Origin of the sequence: Undibacterium sp. Di26W, assembly GCF_049340265.1 — a bacterium.
GTDB lineage: Bacteria > Pseudomonadota > Gammaproteobacteria > Burkholderiales > Burkholderiaceae_D > Undibacterium.
The window spans coordinates 51,756-75,280 of sequence record NZ_JBMPOR010000014.1 but is presented as its reverse complement, the minus strand read 5'-3'; the positions used below and the strand labels follow the sequence as shown (position 1 = coordinate 75,280).

The window sequence follows — 23,525 nt, the reverse complement described above, 5'->3', positions numbered from 1 at the left end:
GCAGCGCCATGAAAGCCATGTTACTTGCCGCCGGGCGCGGCGAACGTATGCGCCCCTTGACAGATACCTGCCCCAAGCCCTTGCTGAAAGTGCGTGGCAGGCCGCTGATCGTCTGGCATATCCTGAATCTGGTAAAAGTCGGTATCACCGACCTGGTCATCAACCATGCGCACCTGGGTCACATGATAGAAGATACCCTCGGTGATGGTTCACGTTTCGGTGCAAAAATTCAGTACTCCGCCGAAGAACAGGCGCTGGAAACAGCAGGCGGTATAGCCAAGGCCCTGCACTTGCTGGGCGACGATCCCTTCATCGTGGTATCGGGCGATATTTATATCCCGCATTTCAATTTTTCCGAATGCCTGAATACGCTGGAAGAACATGACCCATGGGGCAATCCGCACCCGACAGACAAGCGCGATATTGCCTGGCTGTATCTGGTCAAGAACCCCAGCTTCCATCCTGGTGGTGACTTTGCGCTGACCCTGATGGGTCTGGAAAACGAAGGGTCACCGCGCCATACCTTTGGCAATATCGGCGTGTACCGCCCAGAGATGTTCAATGCCATACGCCCCGGTGACCATGCCAAGCTGGGCCCCTTGCTGCGCGAATATATCGATGCCGGCCGCGTTGGTGGTGAACTGTATCGCGGCGAGTGGCATAATCTGGGTACGCCTGATCAACTGGAAGCGCTGAATGCGCCCCTGAACTTCAAAGGATCTGCATGAGCATCCTTGCTCTGCCTGCCTATATTAGCCGCCGCCAGCAACTGCAATCACACATGCTGGCGCAAGGTGGTGGTGTGGCCGTCATCCCCACTGCACGTGAATTGATACGCAACAACGACAACACTTTCCCTTTCCGGCACGATAGCCATTTTTATTACCTGTCCGGTTTCAATGAACCGGAAGCCATCATCGTGCTCGTCGCCAATGCAGATCAACAGCAAGCTATTTTGTTTTGCCGCGAAAAAAATCCCGAACGTGAAATCTGGGATGGTTTTCGCTATGGCCCGCAGGCGGCAGAAAAAGAATTTGGTTTCGACATCGCCTACCCCATAGACAGCCTGGCAGAAAAATTGCCAGGGCTGTTGGCCGATGCCCACAAGCTGTTTTACAGCAGCGCCATGGAACCGCATATCGATGAACAGTTGCAGCAAAGCCTGCAAGCCGTGCGTGCGAAAAGCCGCAGCGGCATCCGCGCACCAGCCATCACGGTGGATGTGCGAGAGCTGATTGATGAAATGCGCCTGTTCAAGGATGCCACTGAAATCGCGTTGATGCAGCGTGCCGCCAATATTTCCGGCATGGCCCATGCACGTGCCATGCGCAGTGTCCAGCCCGGTAAATATGAATATGAACTGGAAGCCGAGCTGCTGCATGAATTCCGTCGTCAGGGTGCGCAATCACCTGCCTATGGTTCCATCGTTGCCACCGGTGGCAATGCCTGCATATTGCATTACCAAAGCAACCAGGCGCTGATACAGGATGGCGATCTGGTGCTGATCGACGCTGGCTGCGAATACGATAGCTATGCATCCGACATCACCCGCACTTTTCCGGCCAATGGCAAGTTCAGCACGGCACAGCAACGCCTGTATGAGATCGTGCTGGCTGCGCAGCAGGCTGCCATGGATTGCGCCCGCCCTGGCTCGCGTTATATGAATGGGCATCATGCCGCCGTGCGCGTATTGACCCAGGGTATGCTCGATACTGGCCTGCTGGATAAAAACAAGACTGGCAGTATTGATGATGCCATCAGCAGTGCTGCTTACCGTCAGTTCTACATGCATGGTACCGGCCACTGGCTGGGGCTGGACGTGCATGATGTCGGTAACTATCGTGAAGTCGAGAAAGTCGGTGACGAAAAGCCTTACCGCCTGTTGCAGGCCGGTATGGTTATCACCATAGAACCCGGCATTTATGTGCGGCCTGCCGAAGGCGTACCGCAAGAATACTGGAACATAGGCATACGCATAGAAGACGATATCCTGATCACCGCAGACGGTCACCTGAACCTGAGTCGTGACACGCCCAAGACCGTGGCAGAAATTGAAGCAGAAATGCGCAAGCATCAGGCATAAAAACTATGGATCAAATCATCAATGATGTGGATATCGCCATTTGCGGTGCCGGCCCGGTAGGCCAGGCACTGGCCCTGCTGCTATACCAACAGGGCTATAAAGCGGACCGCATTGCCCTGTTCGATGGCAAAACCGCTGAGCAGGCCGGGCATGATGCGCGTTCCATCGCCCTGTCGTATGGCAGCCGGCAAATTTTGCAGGCTGCTGGTGCCTGGCCCATCAAAGCGACGAGTATCAGCGAAATCCATGTCTCACGCCGTGGCCATTTTGGCCGCAGCCTGATGCGCGCCAGCGACTATGATTTACCGGCACTGGGTTATGTGGCACGTTATGGCGACATCATCCGCCCGCTGCAACAGGCAATCATGCAATCTGGCATGACCATCACGCGACCACACACCATTACCGCCATTGATGAAATGCCCGACCATGTGCGTCTTAGCCTGCACCGCGCTGATGCCATGAATACGCAAACCATCAGCCATGTCAGCGCTGGCATCGTGATACAGGCTGAAGGCGGCACCTTTGGTGACCAGCAGCAAAGAACACAGCACCACGATTATCAGCAGACAGCCATCATTGCCCACGTGAATACCGACGCCCAGATCGCCGGGCGTGCATTTGAACGTTTTACTGAACAAGGCCCGCTGGCCCTGTTGCCACAGGAAGATGGCTATGCCCTGGTATGGTGTGTCAGGCCGGACCAGGCCAGTCACTTGCTGGCGCTGGATGAAGCCGCATTCAGGCAAGCCCTGCAAACAGCATTTGGCAATCGTCTTGGCAATTTCATCAAGACCTCTGCCCGCCTGTCCTACCCGCTGGGACTGAATGCCCAGGCACAGGCCACGGCCCGCACGGTTACCATCGGCAATGCCGCCCAGACCCTGCATCCGGTAGCGGGCCAAGGCCTGAACCTGGGTTTGCGCGACAGTGTTGTACTGGCACGCACGCTGGCTGCCATGACTGATCCCGCTACCGCCTTGCAAGCTTATCTGGCTGAACGCCAGGCCGACAGAAAACTGACCATACGCATCACCGACAGCATGGCTCGCGCCTTTGCCAGCGCCCCGGACGGCGCTTTCAGCCAAACCCTGCTGGGCATGGGATTAGGTGCACTGGATCTGGTCAAACCAGCAAAAAAAATGCTGGCCGAGCAGATGATGTATGGCTGGCGCTGAACATTTTCAGCCATCCATATCCGCTGCGGCAAGAACAGAAATGAAGCATAGGCAGGGATTACTCTATAATCCGCCCTTCACCTGAAAGGAAACACCATGAAATTACGCATCAAGAGACGTCATCTGAATTATGGCCGTTTGTACAACCACCAACTGGCTGTCGTGCTGGAAGCGGCATTTGAAGAATTCAAAAGCAACTTCAGCGAACAAGGTGCCTCCATTGCCGAATCCCTCGATTCACTGAAAGACCTGGGCGCCAGCTATCGCAACTTCAAGAAATTTGCCCTGCGCTTCGCCAAGGCTCACTAAGTTATACCTTTGACGAGTCGTGGCTCATGGCTGATGGTTTATGCCGACAAGCACGACTCGTATTTCATCACTGGCCCCATCGTCAGTATTGGCATAAAGTCCAGCCTGCTCAAGTATCCTCCCACGCAATAGACGCTTGTCCGTCATGATCATGACGCATTAATTCGTGTATCGCGCACCAAGTCAAAACGCATCCCCCCCCAAAAAAAAACGCACTCGAAATCCAGCGATGCTTATTCCTGAATGAAATCGATTGTAATTGTGGCGTCACAGTCAACTTTTACAATGCACTCATATACGGTAAATATATTTAATTTCCGTGTATGAAAATTTCAATGCATCAGAGAAAAGGATTTCCCATGCGCCCCCGTTTTTTGAGTTTGATTGCTGTTTTTTGTGCTGTTCCTTCCGCCGTCTTTTTACTGCATGGCTGCGGTAGTTCGTCTGACAATCCTACGCAAGTACAAAACCCGAACCTGCCTGCCATTTCACAGGCTGGATGGACGACCGGTGACTTGCATGTGCACACCATACAGTCAGACGATGCCCGCACAACGCAAACACTGGATACGGTGCTGGATAAGGCATTTACCAGCTATGGCCTGGACTGGACCGCCATCACCAATCACTTGCGCTCTTCAAAATATGACAATAACGGCGCCCTGCTGGTAAACCCGGTGCCTTTTGCGTATGGCATGGAAGCCTATGAAATCCCCAGGATCAAAGCCCTGCAGGCCTCTGGTCGCTATGCAGACAAAACCATCTTCTCCGGTTTTGAATGGGATATGCCCACGCATGATCATTTGGGTGTCAGTATTTTTGATGTAGCTGATGGCAAATTGGTTTCGTCTACGTCGGCGGCCAAGGAATTTCAATATCTGTTCACCACACTGGAAGACAGCAAATTTGACGCTGCAGATATCAGCAAGTGGAAAACAAAATATCCGCAACGTTTCAACAGCACGGCAGCAGATGCCTTGCAAGCCATCTCGTGGTTGAAGAAAAATTATCCTGACAGCAGTTTTATCACCGTCAACCACCCTTCGCGCAATCCTGGCAAATACACGATTGCCGATTTCCGCACCATGAACGACATGGCACCCAACATCATGTTCTCGATAGAAGGCATGGTCGGCAACCAGATGGAACCTGATCGTGGCGGTTACACCTCCAGCTATATCGATGCCAATAAGCCCAATCGTGTCTACGGGGGTGTTGATGCCATCGTGGCCCAGGTGGGCGGCGTCTGGGATGCCTTGCTTGGTGAAGGTCGCCGTATCTGGAATATCGCCGATTCTGATTCTCATTTTAAAATCGACGATGCCGGCAATAGCAGCGGTTACTTCCCCGGTGAATATGCCAAAAACTATGTGTGGATGAACGACAAGAAAGCTGGCGTCAATGAATTGATCAAGAGTCTGCAGTCAGGAAGACTATTCAGCGTCTTTGGTGACCTTATCAATGCCATGGAATTCACCGTCAACAATGTCAGCAACACCAGTGATGTAAAAACCATGGGGCAAGAACTGAAGGTGACTAACGGCGGCATGGTCGATGTCACCATACGCTTCAAGAGCCCGGCAAAGAATAATTATGAGTTTCCGGTCGGTAGTGGCGTATCCGGCAACAAGGCACCAAAAGTGGATCATGTGGACTTGATCGTGGGCGATGTTGGCAGTAAGGCGGCACCGGATTCCAGTGCCTACAACGTGGCGGTCAATCCCAGCACCAAGGTCTTGAAACGCTTCACCAGCGCTGACTGGAAAACCGATGCCGATGGTTACAACGTCATCAAGTACCAGATGCTCGTGCAAAAAAACCAGTACCTGCGCCTGCGAGGCACCAACCTGGGTATCAACGTTGCCGACATGACGGACAATGGCGAGCCTTTGGCCGATGCAAAAATCACGACCACGGACAATCCTACGCGCCACAACCAGATCAACGACCGCAACTACGCCAGTTTATGGTTTTATTCCAACCCCATCTTTGTTAGCGTGAATTAAGGCTGCTCGTATCCATGGTGGGCAAAGGGCGACATGCAGGGAGGCGATTGTATGTCCCCTGCCCATCTCCCCCAACATACAAAATTGTCTCGACGATAAATTCCGTATCAGCGTCAGATCGTAAGCAGGTTCTTACAGCACACTGATCGTCCTGATACATAGCAGTTACGCCATTTTCGCAGGCAAGGCAAAAACCTGGCTGACTTCAGAAAAAGGAGGCGCGCACATGAATAAAATCGGTGCTGCCACCTTTGTATTCTTTGGCTGTGCTCTGGCGGGTGCAAAACGTAGCGTGTGAAGATAGCGTGTGAATATAGACTCTTAAATAAAAGACAGCGTTTATATTGCAATGCGGCAATAAAAAACTGCTTTATTGACATTTGATAATGTGCCAAGCAAGATTTTTCTGCTAGCATCATTCATCTGCCTTTTCTGCAAAGGCCACCATCTACCCCCACCTGAGGTACGTATGTCAACAAGGCGCATAGGAATGTCTGACATTATCATAGGGCAGCCCTTGCTTTGGGATGTCTATGGCAGTGACGGCAGTCTCTTGCTACGCAAGGGTTTTATTGTCAGTAACACTGGCCAGGTCGCCTCACTGATAGAACGTGGTCTGTTCGCCAATACCGAGCGTAGTGATGCTAGCCTGCGCGAGGGCAAACCAGTAGAAAAAGCCAGCGAATCTCCTTCTGTAGTGCGCATGGTCAATTCGGCCCGCACTGAATTGCGGCGCATCTTGTATAAGCTGGATACTGAAGCAAATGCCCAGGCGCAGATTCTCGCGCTGGCAAGACAGGTAGGTTCAGCCGTTTTCATGTCGCCCGACATCGCCCTCGGTGGCATCTTGCTGAATCAGGAAGACACTTACGGCATACGTCATTCTGTCGATACCGCCATGGTGGCACTATTGATCGCCCGCGCATTAAAAAAACCACAGGATGAAATGCTGGTGCTGGCAGCCGCAGCACTGACCATGAACCTGGGCATGCTGCGTCAACAAGAACGCCTGCAAGACAAGAGCGAGGCACTGACTGCAGGTGAGAAGGATTTGATCATGCAGCACCCCGAGGCTGCTGTCAGCATGTTGCGCGCAGCTGGCATAGACCACGAAGACTGGTTATCCTGGGTCTTGCATCATCACGAAAGTGAAGATGGCAGTGGTTACCCGGGTAAAAAAAATGGCGTCGATATTCCTCAAAATGCCAAGATTATTTCTGTTGCTGACCGCTACTGTGCCCGCATCTGCCCCCGCAGTTATCGCAAATCCATGCTGCCCAATGTCGCCCTGCGCGACATCCTGATAGAAGGAAAATCAAAAATCGATCCCACGCTGGTTGCGGTATTTATACGTGAGCTTGGTGCCTATCCCATAGGTACTTTCGTCAAGCTTGAGAATGGCGAAGTGGGCGTGGTAAGCGCCAAGGGAGCAACTACCACAACACCGTTTGTGCATGCCTTGTTGGGGCCGCGCGGGGTGGCGCTGACGGTGCCACTCAAGCGGGATACGCAAAAAATCGCCATTCGTGAAGTCATGTATCGTGAGCAGGTACCGGTTAAATTTACCATGCGTCATCTATGGGGTGATATCGCCCGCGTCTGAACGTGACCGGGATTACCTCAATCCCGCTGCAGCAGGTGCGTGCTTACTCTATGGGCAAACCACTGACCGGTTTGATTTCTTCCATGCAAATCATCGACCTTAAGGATGCCACACCCGGCACCTGCATCAGGGTGTCGGTCAAAAACTGCGACAAACTCTTCAAGTCACAGGCCACCACTTTCAGAATGTAATCAAAATCACCCGAAATGGTGTGACATTCTATGATTTCGGGGAAGGCCTTCAACTGACGCTCCACCTCGCGCACATTGCGAAACTGTTCACGGTCCAATGACAGGTTCACAAATGCCATGACCCCCAGGCCCAAGGCTTCAGGTGCCACCTGCGCAACATAGGCGCGTATCACGCCTTTTTCTTCCAGCGTCCTGACACGCCGCAATGTCTGTGGTGCCGACAGATGTATGCGCTCAGCCAGGCTCAGATTGCTCATGCGGCCATCTTGCTGAAGATGACGCAGGATGTTGCGGTCATACACGTCCATTTGCTTCCCCTTTTCATCCAGGATTCCAGGCACCGATTCTGCTGCGGTCAGAGCCTATCAGTCAATGCGTATTTTCAGGATATTTTATCAATTACTATAAATAAGAAATTTAAACACATAATTTTCATAAATAAGAAATTAAATTTCTATTTATATGAAATTATCATCCTATTTAGCAATCTAATTCTAGCTGTCGCTGGCTACAATGGATACAGAATACATAGCACAACAGGTGCACAAGAGCCTGATGCGAAATGGGTCTGGTGGATTTTCAGGGTATTTGCCTGCTTATATGTCTGCTTATTTGTCTACTTTCAAGCCGGCGCACATCTGAAATCTCGCAACATCAGGAAGACCAGGGTGATTTCGCAATAGCCTCTCAATATGTGTTCCGGTAAGTCCTTAGAAAATACACGGAGAACATCATGGTGACCTTCATCGGCACAAAAGAACTGCAAAACCACTTGAAGAAAACCCGGCTGGAAGATGCGATTGCGCGTCTGGCTGACATGATCAAGGAAGATTATTTGCGCTGGCAGGCGTTTGACAAATCAGCACGGGTGGCCAACCACTCTGAAGTTGGCGTCATCGAATTGATGCCGATTTCCGATGGGGTGCAGTATTCATTCAAATATGTGAACGGCCATCCCAAGAACACCCAGGCTGGCCTGCTGACGGTCACCGCCTTTGGCGTGCTGGCAGATGTCAATACCGGCTACCCTCGCTTGCTGTCTGAACTGACACTGACCACCGCCATCCGCACGGCAGCCACCTCGGCCCTGGCAGCCACCTATATGGCCAGACCAGACAGCCGCAGCATGGCCTTGATCGGCAATGGTGCCCAAAGTGAATTCCAGGCAATCGCCTTCCATGCCATGCTGGGCATCAAAGAGTTGCGTGTGTATGACATAGACCCTGCAGCAACCGACAAATTAATCCATAATTTGCGCATGTATCCTGAATTGCGGGTGATACGCGCCAGTTCCACTGCCGAAGCAGTCAAAGGTGCGGATATCGTGACCACAGTCACGGCAGACAAAACCAATGCCATCATACTGACACCAGAAATGATAGAACCTGGCATGCACATCAATGGCGTTGGTGGCGATTGCCCCGGCAAAACTGAATTGCATGCCGACATTTTGCATCGGGCCCATGTCGTGGTTGAATATGAACCACAATCCAGAATAGAAGGTGAATTGCAACAGATGCCGGCAGATTTCCAGGTGACAGAATTATGGACTATTCTGGCAGGCAAGGCATCTGGTCGCACGCACGCAGAACAGATCACGGTATTTGATTCTGTTGGTTTTGCGTTGGAAGATTTTTCTGCCATGCGGTATCTGGAAAAATATGTGATGCACGCCAATTCACCTGTACTGGATTTGATACCTGAAATGATGAATCCAAAAGATTTGTTTGGCATGGGAATGGCTGGTAATACAATGTCTAATCCGGCCCGCAGCACAACTGCATTTGCCGTACCGATAAACGCCTGATCCAGGCATTACAGCAAGAACGAAACCAGCGAATGAAAACCATTTCCTTGATAGGAGCGCCAACCGATGTAGGCGCAAGCGTCAGAGGCGCGGGCATGGGGCCCGACGCATTGCGTGTGGCCGGCCTGAACGAGGCACTGGCAGCGCGTCAATTAAAAGTCATCGACCATGGCAATCTGCATGGTCCTGCCAACCCCTGGGAACAAGCGGTCAATGGTCTGCGTCACCTGAAAGAAGCCATAGACTGGAATCAGGCGGTGTATGACGCCGTTGACCAGGCCTTGCGTGATGGCCACATGCCCATGATGCTGGGTGGTGATCATTGTCTGGCGATAGGTTCTATCAGCGCGGTGGCGGCCCACTGCCGCCGCGTTGGTAAAAAACTGCGCGTATTGTGGTTTGACGCTCATGCCGACAGCAATCTGTCCACCATCAGCCCCACCGGCAATATCCACGGCATGCCAGTCGCCTGCCTGATGGGCCACGGCCCGAAAGAATTGATCAACTATGGCGGCCATACACCGGCCATACAAGCTGCCGACATCCGCCTGATAGGCATACGCAGTGTGGATGATGGTGAACGACGCTTCATCCACGAAATGGGCATGCAGGTATTCGACATGCGCTATATCGATGAATATGGCATGCGCAATGTCATGTCCTCAGCCCTGGCGAATCTCGACAGCAATACCCATCTGCATGTGAGCTTCGACCTCGACTGCCTCGACCCCGGCATCGCCCCCGGCGTCGGCACCGCCGTATTGGGTGGCCCCAGCTATCGCGAAGCCCAGTTGTGCATGGAAATGGTGGCCGATACCGGCTTGCTGGCATCGCTGGACGTGGTAGAACTGAACCCGGCACTCGACATCCGCAACCAGACCGCCGTACTGGCCGTGGATTTGATCGAAAGCCTGTTTGGCAAATCTACGCTGGTCAGGATGTGACCGTCAGCAGCCTGTAAGGTTTTTCAGCGCAAGCATGACATAGCTCAAGTGCATACTGACTTAACTTGACGCAAAAAGCCTTCCTCCTTATGATGCATAGACTGAAAATATGACGTTTCCATGAAACTATCCCGTCCATCCCGCCTGGCAGCAGTGTTCATTGCCCTGTTCAGCATGCTGTTCATGCAGCTTGCCCTGGCTTCGTATGCCTGTCCGGGCATGACGACGGGAGGTGGTCAGGATAGCGCTCAGGTATCCCTGTCCACTGACAATGCACCGATGCCAGGCTGCGAAAGAATGGACAAGGAACAGCCCGGTCTTTGCCATGCCCATGCCCAGAACGAATGGAGCAAGCAGTCTCTCGACAAGCCATCCATACCTGACGTGCAGGCATTTACACCAGCAGGCATAGTGCTGGTGATAAGGACCGCAGATTTTACGGCGACCGTGCCGCAAACAGCACCTGCTTCCCGCTTGTTACGGCATCAGACAGCGCCCCCCATTTCCATACGCAACTGCTGTTTCCGTATTTAAATTTCCAGACAGGCTTTTCTGACTGCCACGCTTTCCAGCGTGCCCTGTTATTTATTGCTGTCTGGAGTTTCCATGTTATTTCCTGTCATCGCCCCACGTGGTGGGCGGCCACATCCTATTCGCGTTGCCGTACTTGCAGGCCTGCTGGCTTTATCTTCATTTACTGCTCTGGCGCTGGATTTTCCTCTGACGCTGGGGCAGGCGCAACAACTGGCGGTGGCACGCTCGCGCCAGCTCAGTGCGCAAGACCAGGCAGTCACTGCTGCGCGCGAAATGGCCGTCGCTGCTGGTCAGTTGCCAGATCCAATATTGAAAGTCGGCGTCGATAACCTGCCAGTCAGTGGCACTGACCGTGGCAGCCTCACCAGCGATTTCATGACCATGCGTCGTGTCGGCGTCATGCAGGAAATCACGCGGGCAGACAAACGACAACTGCGCACCGAACGCTATGATCGTGCCGCCGACAAGGCCCTGGCAGAGAAAACCACAACCATCGCCGCCATCCAGCGCGAGACAGCAATCGCCTGGCTGGATCGTTATTATGCCGAACAAATGCTGGCCGTGGCGGTTGAGCAGATCCAACAGGCAAAACTGGAAATCGAAGCCACACAAGCCGCTTATCGCGGAGGCCGCAGCAGCCAGGCTGATGTATTTAGTGCACGCAGCGCACTCGCCATGGCGGATGATCGCACCAGCGAATTTCAAAAAAAACTAAAAAATGCCAGGACCACATTAGCTCGCTGGACCGGTGACACATCCGATATCGCCTTAGCTGGAAAACCCGATATCGACAGTATCAGGCTGGACCAGATGTCGCTGGAGACTTCACTGGCACATCACCCACAGATCGCCATTTTGAACCGGCAAACAGAAATTGCCGAGCTTGATACCAGGCTGGCTGTAGCTAATAAAAAAACCGACTGGACAGTGGAGGTGGCATTCCAGCAGCGCGGGCCGGCCTATTCGAATATGGTATCCATAGGCCTGTCCCTGCCTTTTCAATGGGACCAAAAGAACCGGCAAGAACGTGAACTGTCGTCCAAACTGGCCATGCTGGAACAGTCCAGGGCTGAACGTGACGACATGCTGAGAGCCCATATTGCCGAAGCCCAAATCATGATTACCGAATGGCAAAGCAATCGCGAGCGCGCCACTCGCTACGAGCATGAACTGATCCCCTTGGCCAGGGAACGCAGTCAGGCTGTGATGGCCGCCTACCGCGGTGGCAAGTCCAGTCTCATTGATGTATTGGCAGCCCGTCGCAATGAACTCGACACCCGTCTGCAAACACTGCAATTGCAAGCCGATGCTGCGCGTCTGTGGGCGCAACTGAATTTCCTGACTCCTGCTGATGTCGTGAACAAGGATATGCCATGAAAAATAAAAGAGTCATCCTCACCCTTGCCCTTGCCAGTGCTTTCGCCATCAGTGGCTACGGGCTATATCAATTGGGTCTGCGGCAGGGAATACAAGCCTCACCCAAAACAGCAGGCGGCGCAGAAATGCCGAAAAACAGTAGCAGCGGCAAAAAGGTCTTGTACTGGCATGACCCCATGGCACCAGGTCAAAAATTTGACAAGCCAGGTAAATCACCCTTCATGGATATGCAACTGGTGCCGGTGTATGCCGACGGTGCTGATAGTGCCGATGGTGCCGACGGTACTAATAGTAGAAATGAAGGCAGCGTCAGCATCAGCCCGCGCGTACAACAGAATTTAGGCGTCCGTACCGCCGAGGTCAGCAAAGGCAATTTGTCTACTCCTGTGACCACTGTCGGTACCCTTGCCTACAATGAGCGTGATGTCGCCCTGGTGCAGGCCCGCAGCAATGGTTTTATCGAAAAACTCTATGTGCGTGCGCCCCTGGATACAGTCAGGAAGGGCCAGCCACTGGCAGAATTGTATGTCCCTGACTGGGTGGCAGCGCAGGAAGAATACCTGACCGCAAGCCGCATGCAAACTGCCGGTATCGCAGATTTGCAAGAGGCTGCCCAACAGCGCATGCGTCTCGCCGGCATGAATGATGAGCAGATCCGTCAGGTGACCAGTGGTGGTAAAGTGCGCCCGCGCATCACCATTACCGCACCAGTCAGAGGAGTGGTCTCGGAATTGACTGCGCGCGAAGGCATGACGGTGGCAACAGGTGCGCCTTTATTCCGTATCAACGGTCTGGCCACGATCTGGGTCAATGCTGACATACCCGAGAATATGGCCGCCCAGGTGCATCCGGGCAATAGCGTGGAAGCACGCACACCATCTCTGGCTGGCGTGACTTTCCAGGGCAAGGTCAGCGCCATCCTGCCACAAGTCGACACCGCTACCCGCACCCTGAAGGCACGCATAGAACTGACTAACCCCAATGGCGCATTGGTACCCGGCATGTTTGCCACGCTCAACTTTAATTCTGGACTACACAAGGATGTGTTGCTGGTACCGTCTGAAGCGGTGATTGCAACCGGAACACGCCATGTGGTGATGCTGGCCCAGGGCGATGGCCAATTCAAACCTGTTGATGTTGAAACCGGTGCAGAGGCAAGTGGTCAGACTGAAATCCGCAAGGGATTGGAAGCCGGACAAAAAGTGGTAATTTCCGGCCAGTTCCTGATCGATTCCGAGGCCAGCTTAAAAGCCAGCACCACGCGCATGGGTGTCGCACCGGCAACCAATACAGCAGACATGAGCAAAACTGCCGGCATCACGCATCATGGTAGTGGCAAAGTCGAAAAAATAGATAAGGATGAAATCACGCTATCGCACGGCCCTATCGCCAGCCTGCGATGGGATGCGATGACGATGAGCTTCAAGCTATCCGCCAGCGGTTTGCCACGGAATGTTGAAGTCGGTGACACGGTGAATTTTGAAATACGCCAGGTGCAGGACGGACGCTACCAGATTGTCTCCGTTTCACCAACGGCAGGAGCAAAAAAATGATCGCCAAACTGATACGCTGGTCGATTACCAATCGCTTCCTGGTCTTGCTGGCCACGCTCATTATCACAGCCTGGGGTAGCTGGTCACTTTCTCGCACGCCTTTGGATGCCATTCCGGATCTGTCGGACGTGCAGGTGATTATCCGCACCAGCTATCCTGGCCAGGCACCACAAATCGTCGAAAATCAAATCACTTATCCATTGACCACCACCATGCTGTCGGTACCCGGTGCCAAGACGGTACGCGGCTATTCTTTCTTTGGTGATTCCTTTGTCTATGTGTTGTTTGAAGATGGTACCGACCTCTACTGGGCCCGTTCTCGCGTGCTGGAATACCTGAATCAGGTGCAGTCACGCTTGCCACCACAAGCCAAAGCCTCGCTCGGCCCCGACGCAACCGGGGTCGGCTGGGTCTATGAATATGCACTGGTGGATCGCAGTGGCAAGATGGACTTGTCACAGTTACGGGCCTTGCAGGACTGGTTCTTGAAGTATGAATTGAAATCCGTCCCCAACGTGTCCGAAGTGGCCAGCATCGGTGGCATGGTGCGTCAATATCAGGTCCAGCTTGACCCCGAAAAAATGCGTGCCTACAACATACCGCACGGAAAAATCATCGAAGCAGTACAAAAAGCCAATCAGGAAAGTGGCGGTTCAGTACTGGAGCTGGGTGAAGCCGAATATATGGTGCGCGCCTCTGGCTATCTGAAGTCACTGGATGATTTTCGCAAGATACCTTTGATGACGACAGATGCCGGTGTATCTGTGCGTCTGGGCGATGTGGCACGTATCCAGGTCGGGCCTGAAATGCGACGCGGTATTGCAGACCTGAACGGTGAAGGCGAAGTGGCTGGTGGTGTCATCATCATGCGATCTGGCAAGAATGCACTGGAAACCATCACTGCCGTCAAAGCCCGGCTGGAGACACTGAAAGCCGGCCTGCCTCCAGGTGTGGAAGTCGTCACGACGTATGATCGCTCCAAACTCATCCATCGCGCGGTAAAAAACCTGGAAGAGAAATTGATAGAAGAATTCATTGTGGTGGCCATCGTATGCGCTGTCTTCTTGTTTCATTTCCGTTCAGCCGTAGTCGCCATCGTCACTCTGCCAATTGGTATCTTGATCGCCTTTATCATCATGTATTATCAGGGCGTGAATGCCAATATCATGTCATTGGGAGGCATCGCGATTGCCGTTGGAGCGATGGTTGATGCTGCCGTGGTAATGATAGAGAACGCGCACAAACACATTGAGGCATGGAATCATAGCCATCCAGATGAAAAACTTCAGGGAGAAGCGCATTGGCGGGTGGTCGGCGATGCTGCTGCCGAAGTAGGGCCAGCCCTGTTTTTCTCTTTGCTGATTATTGTCCTGTCCTTTATTCCCGTCTTTACGCTGGAAGCACAGGAAGGGCGACTATTCTCGCCCCTGGCTTTCACTAAAACCTATGCCATGGCGGCTGCCGCAGGTTTGGCCGTAACCTTGATTCCTGTGTTGATGGGTTATCTTATACGTGGAAAGATTCCTGATGAACACAAGAACCCCTTGAATCGATTCCTGATCGCTTTGTATCGTCCCCTGCTTGATGTCGTACTGCGTTTCCCTAAACGGACATTAGTGCTTGCAACGCTGATAGCCGTCTTTACGGTCTGGCCTCTGACACGTTTGGGTGGCGAATTCATGCCGCCACTTGATGAAGGTGACTTGCTCTACATGCCGTCCGCCTTACCAGGTGCTGGTGCGGGTAAAGTTGCAGAATTGCTCCAACAGACAGATCGCCTGATCAAGACTGTTCCGGAAGTCAAAAGCGTATTCGGCAAAGCTGGCCGCGCCGAAACAGCGACCGACCCTGCCCCCCTGGAAATGTTCGAGACGACAATTCAATTCCAGCCCAAAGACCAATGGCGTCCGGGCATGACTACCGATAAGCTGGTGAAAGAACTCGACCGCGTAGTCAAGGTTCCTGGCTTATCCAATATCTGGGTACCGCCCATCAGGAACCGTATAGACATGCTGGCGACGGGTATCAAGAGCCCTGTTGGTATTAAAGTGGCTGGAACCAGCCTGCAAGAAATAGACAGGATTACCAGCGATATTGAAGGTGTCATCAAAAACCTGCCCGGCGTGTCATCAGCCCTGGCCGAAAGACTGAACGGGGGGCGCTACATCGATATTGATATCAACCGGGACGCCGCAGCACGTTACGGTCTCAACATCGCCGATGTGCAGAGCATCGTTTCCGCCGCCATTGGTGGTGACAATATTGGTGAAACGACAGAAGGCTTGCAACGCTTTCCCATCAATGTCCGTTATCCAAGAGAGCTGCGTGATTCGGTCGAGAAGTTGCGCCAGTTACCGGTACTGACCGAACGTGGCGCGCAAATCCGTCTGGGTGATGTTGCTGATATTCGTATCAACGACGGACCGCCCATGTTAAAGAGCGAGAATGCGCGTTTGTCGGGGTGGGTATATGTCGACATCCGGGATCGCGACCTCAGCTCGGCAGTCCATGAAATGCAAGAAGTCGTGGCGAGGGAAGTGAAGTTACCAGCCGGCTATTCGATTGCCTGGTCTGGTCAGTTTGAGTACCTGGAACGTGCGGCAGCAAAACTGAAAATCGTCGTTCCAGCAACCTTGCTGATCATCTTTGTATTGTTGTACATGACCTTCAAACGTGTCGATGAAGCAGTACTGATCATGGCCACCTTGCCATTTGCCATGGCGGGCGGGATCTGGTTGCTATGGGCGCTGGGCCATAATCTGTCCGTCGCCAGCGGTGTCGGTTTCATCGCCCTGGCAGGTGTGTCTGCTGAATTCGGTGTCATCATGCTGCTGTACCTGAAACATGCCTGGGATGACAGACTCAAAGCAGGAAAAGTTGACGAGCAAAATCTACTGGATGCCATTCGTGAAGGTGCAGTACTACGGGTACGGCCAAAAGCGATGACTGTGACCGTCATTATCGCCGGCCTGGTTCCTATCATGCTCGGATCTGGTACCGGCTCAGAAGTGATGAAACGAATTGCTGCTCCCATGATTGGCGGTATGATCACCGCGCCACTGCTATCAATGTTTGTGGTGCCAGCAGTGTATTTTCTGTTACACCGAAGACAATTTCGCTGCAATCATTTGGAAAAAGAAGTGCATACGGTGATCCGTGAGCAGGTTTAAGCTATCCCTGACCATTATGCCTCCAGTTATCCCACCAGAAATTAACCAAGCTATAGAGTCCATAATCTGATGCCATCCTTGACACTCATTGACCAGAAATCCGTTGGCGAGTCGCATCATTTCAACATGGCGAACCCATGGACCGCGATGCGCCATCTCAACGTCAGGCATCTGGTATCGTGATGTTCAACAAAGCCGAGCCCAAACATTTTCCGTGTGCGTCGAGAGCAAGTGAACGTGTGACGCCCCCACCAAGCGCCTTTTGTAATACAAAATTCATCGCCCCGAGCCCGGGAAGCGTATGGCGCACCACATCCCCCAACACAACATCAGATAGGTGCGTCTTCACACATTCTGCTGTCAGGTATTTTTCCAGGTGCCTGTAGTCTTTGATGTCATATACTATAACGGAAAGATTTGAAATGTCTCCCTTATCACCAGCGCGAGAATGCGCGATCTCACGAATTAACATGTTAGATTTCCTCATAATGAACAGTAGTCGGCACCAAGGCGTGCGGCAATAAAGTCGACCGAACGGCGACCACATCTTTGGCCGATTTTGTCGCACCACCACCACCTGCAGGCCCACATGTGTAAAGCGTCTCGACTTCATTACCTATTCGTACAGCTTCTTTCATCGTGCTGGTCCGACCAGCAACGCGAATGCGAACTTCATAGGGTTCTGGATTCGAGGCACTCAATGCGGAGCCGTGGATTGCATTGACACCTATCAGATCGTAACGAATTTCCCCGACTTTCACGTCTGCAATTTTCAGACGTTCGGCAACAATGTCTAGTGCCAGCCGGGCACGCGCCAATGCACCCGGGCCGGCATATGACATTTGACCTTCGCCGATATAGCTATCGACATAACCAATCGATACTTTCAACATGCCTGTTTTTGGATGACCTGTCGCCCCTCGAATGGCAACACGGTCCCTGCCAATTTCGGTGATAGTTACACCGGAAAAATCCGCTACTACGTCAGGAGTGAGATAGGCAGCCGGGTCATGAATTTCATATAGCAATTGTTCCTTGCAAGTGGCTGCCGTGACGCTACCGCCCGAACCAGCGACCTTGGTAATGATGACACTGCCATCTTCAGAGACTTCGCCAATTGGAAAGCCCAACCGCGCCAGATTGGCGACGTCCTTGTAACCAGGATCGGCAAAATATCCACCGGTAATCTGTCCTGCGCACTCCAGCAAATGCCCCACCAGTGTGCCTTGGCCAAGGCGGTGCCAGTCGTCCATCGGCCAACCAAATGCATGGATGAGCGGTGCGAGCACCAAGGCAGGATCCGCCACGCGTCCTGTCACGATCACATCTGCACCTTGAGCCAGTGCATCCACAAGAGGTTGCGCACCAAGATAGGCATTCGCTGACAGCAACCTGCTCCCCAATTCTGTTACAAGCGATCCAGTATCGTCGAGATAGTTTCCATCTTGTACAACGGTCAGGACATCATCGCCGGAAACGGCTGCTATTTTCAGTTTTTCCAAGCCTAGCGTTCTGGCGATTTCCTTGATTTTTTCCACGGCCGCAAGCGGATTTGCAGCACCCATATTGGTAATGATCTTGATGCCTTTTTCATTGCAGATGCGTAAAACTGCATGCATCCTGTCCGCGAGCAAAGGATCATAGCCAAGCGTCGAATCTTTCATCTTCAATTGCTGAGCGAGGGCAATGGTACGTTCGGCCAGGCATTCAAAAATCAGATAGTCGATTTCCCCTTTTTCAGCTAATTCGATTGCTGGCTCAATACGATCGCCCGAGTAGCCCGCACCAGCCCCAATGCGTATGTTTTTTTTCATGGTCTTTTTCTTTCAGTTTCGAATGACATCAAAGCGGGAAAATGCCGAAGGTAACGCAGGCAATGGTCATCACGATTGATGCGCCAAACAGGTACTTGAATGTATATTTCTGGTGATCGGCCAAATCAATGCCGGCCAAACCGGCAACCAGAAAAGTGGCCGGTGTCAGTGGGCTGACGGGAAACCCAGTGGTCATTTGTCCAAGCAGTGCGGCTTGTCCAACCTGAATCGACGGTACGCCCAATAGATGTCCGACTTCGGCGATGACTGGCAGCACACCAAAGTAGAACGAATCCGGGTCAAATAACAAGGACAGAGGCATCGATAAAAACCCCAATGCGACGGGGATATGCACCGCCATCTCTGGCGGCACAAAACCAACAGCTGTCTTCGCCATGGCGGTAAGCATGCCCGACTTGGTCATGATGCCGGTAAAGACACCTGCGGCAAACAAAATGCTGGCCATCAGGAGGGCAGCTTTCGCATGGGCATCAACACGTGCCCGCTGCATGTCGACATTAGGGTAGTTAATTATCAACGCCAAAACGACACCAATCATGAACATTACAACCGGATCTACCTTGCCGCTAATCATTACACCAAGGACCGCGACTGTCAGCGCAATGTTGATCCAGAAATTTTTGGGTCGGCGAATCTGTTTTTCTAATTCAGTCAGTTCTTGCATGTGAACGAAGCCGACAGGTGCCCCCTTGGTCAAGCCAAGCCGGATTTCTTCTTTCCGTCCCAGCCAATACGAGACTCCAAAGACATAAGCCAGACCGATCAACTGAATCGGGATCAAAGGCGTAAAGATTTCGCTTACCGGAATATGAAGCGCAGCCGAGGCACGGATCACCGGTCCTGTCCAGGGCAGAAAGTTAACACCAGCTGCAAGCGACGCAACGCATGCCAGAATGCGCTTGTCAATGCCAAGCCGGGTGTACAGTGGAAGCATGGCGGGGATTGTCACGAGAAATGTCACTGCGCCAGAACCGTCAAGATGGATCAACAGCGCCAGCAAGGCAGTGCCGGGCACGATTCGCGTCGGGCGGCTTCCGACGACGCGCAATATACCGCTGATAACAGGATCGAGCATACCCGCGTCGGTGACGATCCCGAAAAACAAAATCGCAAACACGAACATGCCTGCCACCGGCGCTATATTGGTAATCCCAGCAATGATAAATTTGGATGTCCCAAGACCGAATCCGCCGACCAATGCAGCAATAATCGGAATCGCAATAAGTGCCACTAAAGGTGACATCTTTTTGGTGAGGATGACCGCGAGTAAGACTGCGATCGTGATGAAACCGAGCAGTGCCAGCATGTTTGTCTCCGTTATATTAAAAATTGACGATGACTATCTGTGTAGTCAATACAACGATTCTGGCCCAAGCCATTTATATAGTAAAATTGATTTTTGCAATTAATTAACCTGATTTTTCAATTAATTATGCAAGCCAATATTTCGACAAAACTACTTCATGCCTTTCTTGCCCTTGCGGAGGTCAAGCACTTTACGCGCGCTGCTGAGCGCTGCCATTTATCACAATCGGCGTTTAGTACCGTAATTCAAAAGCTGGAAGCGGCGGTTGCCGTGCAACTAGTCGAGCGCGATACGCGCAACGTTACCTTGACGCCGGAAGGCGAATTGTTTGTCGAAGTGGCCCGTGCGCTGGTGTCCGACATAGATGCCGCACTAAGCAATATGGCGGATTACATCGCCCGCCGCAAAGGAAGGGTCTCGATTGCAGCGCTGCCATCGCTGGCGGCAAACGGCTTACCTGGTGTCATTGCAGAGTACAAGACGCAGTTCCCCGGCATTACAGTGCAACTGTTCGATGCACTTTCAGACAAATGCCTGGGCTTACTGCGCGAAGGGAAAGTGGATTTTGCGCTGACTGCGCCGGGTGTGAATCTCTCTGAATTCGACACCAGGACACTGTGTAGCGATCCGTTCTATCTCGTTTGCCGCCGCGATCACCCACTGGCAAAGCGCCGCCGCATCAAGTTGACGGAGTTGGCGGGTTGTGAATTGATCCATTTGGCCAAATCGACCAGCGTACGCCAGCATGTTGATCTGCTCACGCGAGGGGTTGCAGTCACTCATACCGGTCTTGAAGTTGAGCATCTCGCCACGGTCGCAGGCTTGATCGAGCATGGGTTAGGAGTGAGCCTCGTACCGGAATTGACGTTATTTCAGTTCAGAAGCCTTAATCTGGTTGCCATACCGGTTGAAGCCAGGCAATTGGTGCGCCCGATTCTGATTGTCAAACAAAAGGACCGCTCGCTTTCAATTGCGACCAAAGGTATGCTGGATTTGATTGAGCTTCGACTGAAATCCGTCGGGACTTCAAGTTGGCATCGAAGAGGTGCAGAATCGGCCATCCACATATTTCCATGACTTTCCGGTCTTCCTGAGCTTCACCATCGATTCGCGGGACATGATCAGCATCCTGCAGAATCGCTACACAATATAGCAAAGTCGCTGTTTACTCTTCATCACCGGAATGCATTTTGCAAAGTCAAATATCAGTTTTGAATTCTCGTGCGCGTGTCTACACTTAGACAAATCAATGCTGTAAGTATTGCCAGGCCTATGTGCGTTAGATATAGCTGCTGAAAGTCAGCCAATTGCGGCGCATTGTGGCCCACAAATGCAACAGTCGCGGACACCCCAAGCACCGCCCCTATCTGACGCACCGATTGGTTGACTGCACTACCGATACCAAAACGCTCAGGTGCGAGCTGCGCCACTGCGGCGCCACTTAGAGAGGGCAACACCATACCGACTGCGGTGCCAGTCAAGACCATGGCTGGCAGCCAGATACCAAGGAAGTTGGGCACATTCCCTGCAAGAAGGTAGAGCCAAAGACCTCCCGCCGCGTAAAGCACGGAGCCGCCGACAAGCAGCGGGCGGTGTCCGATACGTGTTGCCCGACGCCCCGCAATGATGGCTACTGGTACGACGAGCAAGGGGCCAGGCGACACTGCCAGCCCTGCCATAGGCAGCGAATAATGCCAAATCTGCATCAGAAAGAAGAACAGACCGAAGAACATCATGGCAAATGCAATACCAAACACCAAAGTCGCTATGTTCACATTGCGATAAGTAGGGTCAGCAAACAGCGAAAGATCCAGCGCCGGGTGCGGTGTGTGCCGTGCCCAGGCCACGAAGCCCAACAGAACGCAAAAACCTACGAACATCAACCCCACAACCGCAGGCGAACGCCAACCCAGTGCTTCTGACTGCACGATGCCAAAGGCCAGTAAACCAACACCAGCCATCAACAGCGCCGTACCTGGAAGGTCAAACGACGTATCCATGTTTGCGTTACGCCACTCAGTGAGACGGTTACGGCCGTATACCCAGGCCACCAGCCCCAGCGGTAAATTGATGAAGAAGGCCCAACGCCAACCCAGCGAAGCCACCATGGCTGCGCCCACGCTCGGCCCCAATGCAGCAGCCAATCCACCGACCGCCCCCCACAAACTGACCGCCACCGCGCGTCGTTCGATTGAAAAAGCGCCCAGGACCAGTGCCAACGATGACGGAACGAGCAACGCAGCGCCTACTGCCTGTAGCACTCGCGCGCTCACCAGCACCCCCACGCCCGTGGCAAAGCCGCAGCCTGCCGATGCAAGCAGAAAGAGCATCAGACCAAGCAGGAAGATGCGCCTGCGCCCGTGCGTATCCGACAGCTTGCCGGCGGGTACCAGCAGTGCAGCATAAACAATCGTGTAGGCGTTAAGAACCCATGACATGTCTGCAGCAGTGCTGTCAGGGAAGCCCGCCCGCATTGCGCCAAAGGCAGCAAAAAGCACTGTTGTGTCGATCGAGACCAGAAATACAGCAATGCTGGCTACAAAAAACACAGGCCAGGGCGTGCCTGGTCGTGCGTCATTCATCCCAGCATTCCAAGGTACATCGGCGGTTCTGCGGTCAAACCTGCGTGTACACTGCGCGTCACTTCATCGGCCAACAGTTCGCTTTTTCCCGCTTCCAGTGCGGCAATTGCCAAACGCGCAATCTCGTCGGGGGAAGACTTGGGTCCAGGTACTCCCCGTGCCATGTCGGTATCCATGAAAGCCACGTGCAGCGACAGTACTTCAGTGCCCTGGGCCTTCAGTTCCTGCCGCATCGCATTGCTCAAGGCCCAGGCTGCGGCCTTGGAGGCGCTATAGCTGCCAGTAATACCTGGCAGCGTGGCCCAGCTCAACGCCGAGATCACGTTGATAACAGCACTGCTGCTTTGGGTAGCCATCGTCGGTGCGAAGGCCTGCACCATGCGTAGCGGACCGATTGCATTCGTCTCAAATTGCTGGTGTAACCGGTCGATGACCATGGGGTCGAGCACAGGACCGGAGCCACCTATACCAGCGTTGTTGATCAATAAAGTCACATCACCCAATTCGCGGGCAAGTGCCTCAATCTGATCAGGGCGGGTCACGTCCAGGCGCACCGGCACCACGCCCTCCAACGTGATGGTGGAAGGATCGCGCGCAGCAGCATAGACCTTGGCAGCACCAGCAGCCAGCAGTGCGCGGGCAAATGCAGAGCCCAGCCCCCGATTGGCGCCTGTGACGAGTGCAACTGAACCTTGGATTTTCATGATGATTTCCTTCAATTGGAATAAAAAGGCAGGAGTATTAATGACGCGATGCCAAATGAAGCATGACGTAGTGTTCATAATGACCAACACCGTTCTTCACAATGGGATCTTCCGACGTTAACGAGGAAATATCCTGGTCGTCGGTAATTTGGTAAAGCGAAACCCCGTAGCCACCATTGGCCTCGATCACCGGGCCATGGGCGACGATCAGCCCTTTCTCCAGGAGGTCATTTAAGAAAGCCCCATGCTGTCCCATCAATTTCTTTTCTTCGTCAGACATCGTTGCCAGGAAATCCGCACGCGGCGGAATAAATTTGCACAAATAGTATTTCATCGCTACACC

Annotated in this window: 20 protein-coding genes; 13 read left to right on the top strand and 7 right to left on the bottom strand. The window is 52.9% G+C overall.

The genetic code is table 11. The annotated features are described in order from the left end of the window. Positions 1-8 precede the first annotated feature (8 nt). The 6 genes from murU to ACO0LM_RS16895 all read left to right on the top strand — a co-directional run bounded on the left by murU (position 9) and on the right by ACO0LM_RS16895 (position 7,179). On the top strand, positions 9-728 hold the full coding sequence (gene murU / locus ACO0LM_RS16920) for an N-acetylmuramate alpha-1-phosphate uridylyltransferase MurU (RefSeq protein ID WP_423038419.1): 720 nt from the start codon (positions 9-11) through the stop codon (positions 726-728). Next, a complete protein-coding gene (locus ACO0LM_RS16915) occupies positions 725-2,083 on the top strand; it encodes an aminopeptidase P N-terminal domain-containing protein (protein ID WP_423038418.1) in 1,359 nt (452 codons plus the stop codon). Before murU ends, ACO0LM_RS16915 begins: the two co-directional genes overlap by 4 nt. A gap of 5 nt (positions 2,084-2,088) precedes the next feature. Continuing rightward, positions 2,089-3,261, top strand: a complete 1,173-nt coding sequence (locus ACO0LM_RS16910; RefSeq protein WP_423038417.1) for an FAD-dependent monooxygenase — start codon at positions 2,089-2,091, stop codon at positions 3,259-3,261. A gap of 96 nt (positions 3,262-3,357) precedes the next feature. Then, positions 3,358-3,570: a hypothetical protein gene (locus tag ACO0LM_RS16905; protein WP_422988627.1), complete on the top strand. Its 213-nt coding sequence runs from the start codon at positions 3,358-3,360 to the stop codon at positions 3,568-3,570. A gap of 359 nt (positions 3,571-3,929) precedes the next feature. Then, on the top strand, positions 3,930-5,576 hold the full coding sequence (locus tag ACO0LM_RS16900) for an S-layer protein (protein WP_423038416.1): 1,647 nt from the start codon (positions 3,930-3,932) through the stop codon (positions 5,574-5,576). Between the two features lie 490 nt (positions 5,577-6,066). After that, the gene (locus tag ACO0LM_RS16895; protein ID WP_423038415.1) at positions 6,067-7,179 is read left to right on the top strand and encodes an HD-GYP domain-containing protein; all 1,113 of its coding nucleotides are present in this window, start codon (positions 6,067-6,069) and stop codon (positions 7,177-7,179) included. Positions 7,180-7,222: 43 nt separating this feature from the next. Here ACO0LM_RS16895 and ACO0LM_RS16890 read toward each other — a convergent pair whose 3' ends face one another. Further along, the gene (locus ACO0LM_RS16890) at positions 7,223-7,678 is read right to left on the bottom strand and encodes an Lrp/AsnC family transcriptional regulator (RefSeq protein ID WP_422988633.1); all 456 of its coding nucleotides are present in this window, start codon (positions 7,676-7,678) and stop codon (positions 7,223-7,225) included. 425 nt (positions 7,679-8,103) lie between these two features. Between ACO0LM_RS16890 and ACO0LM_RS16885 the strand changes: the two genes are divergently transcribed. The 6 genes from ACO0LM_RS16885 (at position 8,104) to ACO0LM_RS16860 (ending at position 16,755) form a co-directional block, all read left to right on the top strand. Continuing rightward, the gene (locus ACO0LM_RS16885) at positions 8,104-9,177 is read left to right on the top strand and encodes an ornithine cyclodeaminase (protein WP_423038414.1); all 1,074 of its coding nucleotides are present in this window, start codon (positions 8,104-8,106) and stop codon (positions 9,175-9,177) included. A 32-nt stretch (positions 9,178-9,209) separates the two neighbouring features. Continuing rightward, positions 9,210-10,121 (top strand): arginase, encoded by a 912-nt coding sequence (rocF, locus tag ACO0LM_RS16880; RefSeq protein ID WP_422988637.1) that lies wholly within the window; start codon positions 9,210-9,212, stop codon positions 10,119-10,121. 120 nt (positions 10,122-10,241) lie between these two features. Further along, a complete protein-coding gene (locus ACO0LM_RS16875; RefSeq protein WP_423038413.1) occupies positions 10,242-10,655 on the top strand; it encodes a hypothetical protein in 414 nt (137 codons plus the stop codon). A gap of 72 nt (positions 10,656-10,727) precedes the next feature. Next, positions 10,728-12,032 carry a TolC family protein gene (locus ACO0LM_RS16870; RefSeq protein ID WP_423038412.1) on the top strand — a complete coding sequence of 435 codons (1,305 nt, stop codon included), beginning with the start codon at positions 10,728-10,730 and terminating at the stop codon, positions 12,030-12,032. Then, entirely contained in the window at positions 12,029-13,585 is a 1,557-nt protein-coding gene (locus tag ACO0LM_RS16865) for an efflux RND transporter periplasmic adaptor subunit (protein WP_423038411.1), read from the top strand. Before ACO0LM_RS16870 ends, ACO0LM_RS16865 begins: the two co-directional genes overlap by 4 nt. After that, positions 13,582-16,755: an efflux RND transporter permease subunit gene (locus ACO0LM_RS16860; protein WP_423038410.1), complete on the top strand. Its 3,174-nt coding sequence runs from the start codon at positions 13,582-13,584 to the stop codon at positions 16,753-16,755. Before ACO0LM_RS16865 ends, ACO0LM_RS16860 begins: the two co-directional genes overlap by 4 nt. A gap of 163 nt (positions 16,756-16,918) precedes the next feature. Here the strand turns inward: ACO0LM_RS16860 and ACO0LM_RS16855 are convergent, their stop codons facing one another. From ACO0LM_RS16855 to ACO0LM_RS16845, 3 genes are read right to left on the bottom strand one after another with little or no spacing between them, the layout of a single operon-like run. Next, positions 16,919-17,227, bottom strand: a complete 309-nt coding sequence (locus tag ACO0LM_RS16855) for an AtuA-related protein (protein ID WP_423038409.1) — start codon at positions 17,225-17,227, stop codon at positions 16,919-16,921. Between the two features lies 1 nt (position 17,228). Then, the gene (locus ACO0LM_RS16850; protein WP_423038408.1) at positions 17,229-18,569 is read right to left on the bottom strand and encodes an acyclic terpene utilization AtuA family protein; all 1,341 of its coding nucleotides are present in this window, start codon (positions 18,567-18,569) and stop codon (positions 17,229-17,231) included. Between the two features lie 28 nt (positions 18,570-18,597). Beyond that, a complete protein-coding gene (locus ACO0LM_RS16845; RefSeq protein WP_423038407.1) occupies positions 18,598-19,896 on the bottom strand; it encodes a CitMHS family transporter in 1,299 nt (432 codons plus the stop codon). A 126-nt stretch (positions 19,897-20,022) separates the two neighbouring features. Between ACO0LM_RS16845 and ACO0LM_RS16840 the strand changes: the two genes are divergently transcribed. Then, positions 20,023-20,973 carry a LysR family transcriptional regulator gene (locus tag ACO0LM_RS16840; protein WP_423038474.1) on the top strand — a complete coding sequence of 317 codons (951 nt, stop codon included), beginning with the start codon at positions 20,023-20,025 and terminating at the stop codon, positions 20,971-20,973. A 128-nt stretch (positions 20,974-21,101) separates the two neighbouring features. Here ACO0LM_RS16840 and ACO0LM_RS16835 read toward each other — a convergent pair whose 3' ends face one another. The 3 genes from ACO0LM_RS16835 to ACO0LM_RS16825 are packed head-to-tail and all read right to left on the bottom strand — an operon-like array spanning position 21,102 to position 23,516. Beyond that, complete coding sequence (locus ACO0LM_RS16835) at positions 21,102-22,478, bottom strand: MFS transporter (protein WP_423038406.1); 1,377 nt, start codon at positions 22,476-22,478, stop codon at positions 21,102-21,104. Then, the gene (locus tag ACO0LM_RS16830) at positions 22,475-23,182 is read right to left on the bottom strand and encodes an SDR family oxidoreductase (protein ID WP_423038405.1); all 708 of its coding nucleotides are present in this window, start codon (positions 23,180-23,182) and stop codon (positions 22,475-22,477) included. Before ACO0LM_RS16830 ends, ACO0LM_RS16835 begins: the two co-directional genes overlap by 4 nt. Positions 23,183-23,219: 37 nt before the next feature. Beyond that, positions 23,220-23,516, bottom strand: a complete 297-nt coding sequence (locus ACO0LM_RS16825; RefSeq protein WP_423038404.1) for a YciI family protein — start codon at positions 23,514-23,516, stop codon at positions 23,220-23,222. Between the last annotated feature and the right edge of the window lie 9 nt (positions 23,517-23,525).

What these genes read in the sequence shown, in the direction of transcription:
- murU (WP_423038419.1), top strand. Translation starts at nt 9, where the DNA reads ATGAAAGCCATGTTACTTGCCGCCGGGCGCGGCGAACGTATGCGCCCC.
- ACO0LM_RS16915 (WP_423038418.1), top strand. Translation starts at nt 725, where the DNA reads ATGAGCATCCTTGCTCTGCCTGCCTATATTAGCCGCCGCCAGCAACTG.
- ACO0LM_RS16910 (WP_423038417.1), top strand. Translation starts at nt 2,089, where the DNA reads ATGGATCAAATCATCAATGATGTGGATATCGCCATTTGCGGTGCCGGC.
- ACO0LM_RS16905 (WP_422988627.1), top strand. Translation starts at nt 3,358, where the DNA reads ATGAAATTACGCATCAAGAGACGTCATCTGAATTATGGCCGTTTGTAC.
- ACO0LM_RS16900 (WP_423038416.1), top strand. Translation starts at nt 3,930, where the DNA reads ATGCGCCCCCGTTTTTTGAGTTTGATTGCTGTTTTTTGTGCTGTTCCT.
- ACO0LM_RS16895 (WP_423038415.1), top strand. Translation starts at nt 6,067, where the DNA reads ATGTCTGACATTATCATAGGGCAGCCCTTGCTTTGGGATGTCTATGGC.
- ACO0LM_RS16890 (WP_422988633.1), bottom strand. Translation starts at nt 7,678, where the DNA reads ATGGACGTGTATGACCGCAACATCCTGCGTCATCTTCAGCAAGATGGC.
- ACO0LM_RS16885 (WP_423038414.1), top strand. Translation starts at nt 8,104, where the DNA reads ATGGTGACCTTCATCGGCACAAAAGAACTGCAAAACCACTTGAAGAAA.
- rocF (WP_422988637.1), top strand. Translation starts at nt 9,210, where the DNA reads ATGAAAACCATTTCCTTGATAGGAGCGCCAACCGATGTAGGCGCAAGC.
- ACO0LM_RS16875 (WP_423038413.1), top strand. Translation starts at nt 10,242, where the DNA reads ATGAAACTATCCCGTCCATCCCGCCTGGCAGCAGTGTTCATTGCCCTG.
- ACO0LM_RS16870 (WP_423038412.1), top strand. Translation starts at nt 10,728, where the DNA reads ATGTTATTTCCTGTCATCGCCCCACGTGGTGGGCGGCCACATCCTATT.
- ACO0LM_RS16865 (WP_423038411.1), top strand. Translation starts at nt 12,029, where the DNA reads ATGAAAAATAAAAGAGTCATCCTCACCCTTGCCCTTGCCAGTGCTTTC.
- ACO0LM_RS16860 (WP_423038410.1), top strand. Translation starts at nt 13,582, where the DNA reads ATGATCGCCAAACTGATACGCTGGTCGATTACCAATCGCTTCCTGGTC.
- ACO0LM_RS16855 (WP_423038409.1), bottom strand. Translation starts at nt 17,227, where the DNA reads ATGTTAATTCGTGAGATCGCGCATTCTCGCGCTGGTGATAAGGGAGAC.
- ACO0LM_RS16850 (WP_423038408.1), bottom strand. Translation starts at nt 18,569, where the DNA reads ATGAAAAAAAACATACGCATTGGGGCTGGTGCGGGCTACTCGGGCGAT.
- ACO0LM_RS16845 (WP_423038407.1), bottom strand. Translation starts at nt 19,896, where the DNA reads ATGCTGGCACTGCTCGGTTTCATCACGATCGCAGTCTTACTCGCGGTC.
- ACO0LM_RS16840 (WP_423038474.1), top strand. Translation starts at nt 20,023, where the DNA reads ATGCAAGCCAATATTTCGACAAAACTACTTCATGCCTTTCTTGCCCTT.
- ACO0LM_RS16835 (WP_423038406.1), bottom strand. Translation starts at nt 22,478, where the DNA reads ATGAATGACGCACGACCAGGCACGCCCTGGCCTGTGTTTTTTGTAGCC.
- ACO0LM_RS16830 (WP_423038405.1), bottom strand. Translation starts at nt 23,182, where the DNA reads ATGAAAATCCAAGGTTCAGTTGCACTCGTCACAGGCGCCAATCGGGGG.
- ACO0LM_RS16825 (WP_423038404.1), bottom strand. Translation starts at nt 23,516, where the DNA reads ATGAAATACTATTTGTGCAAATTTATTCCGCCGCGTGCGGATTTCCTG.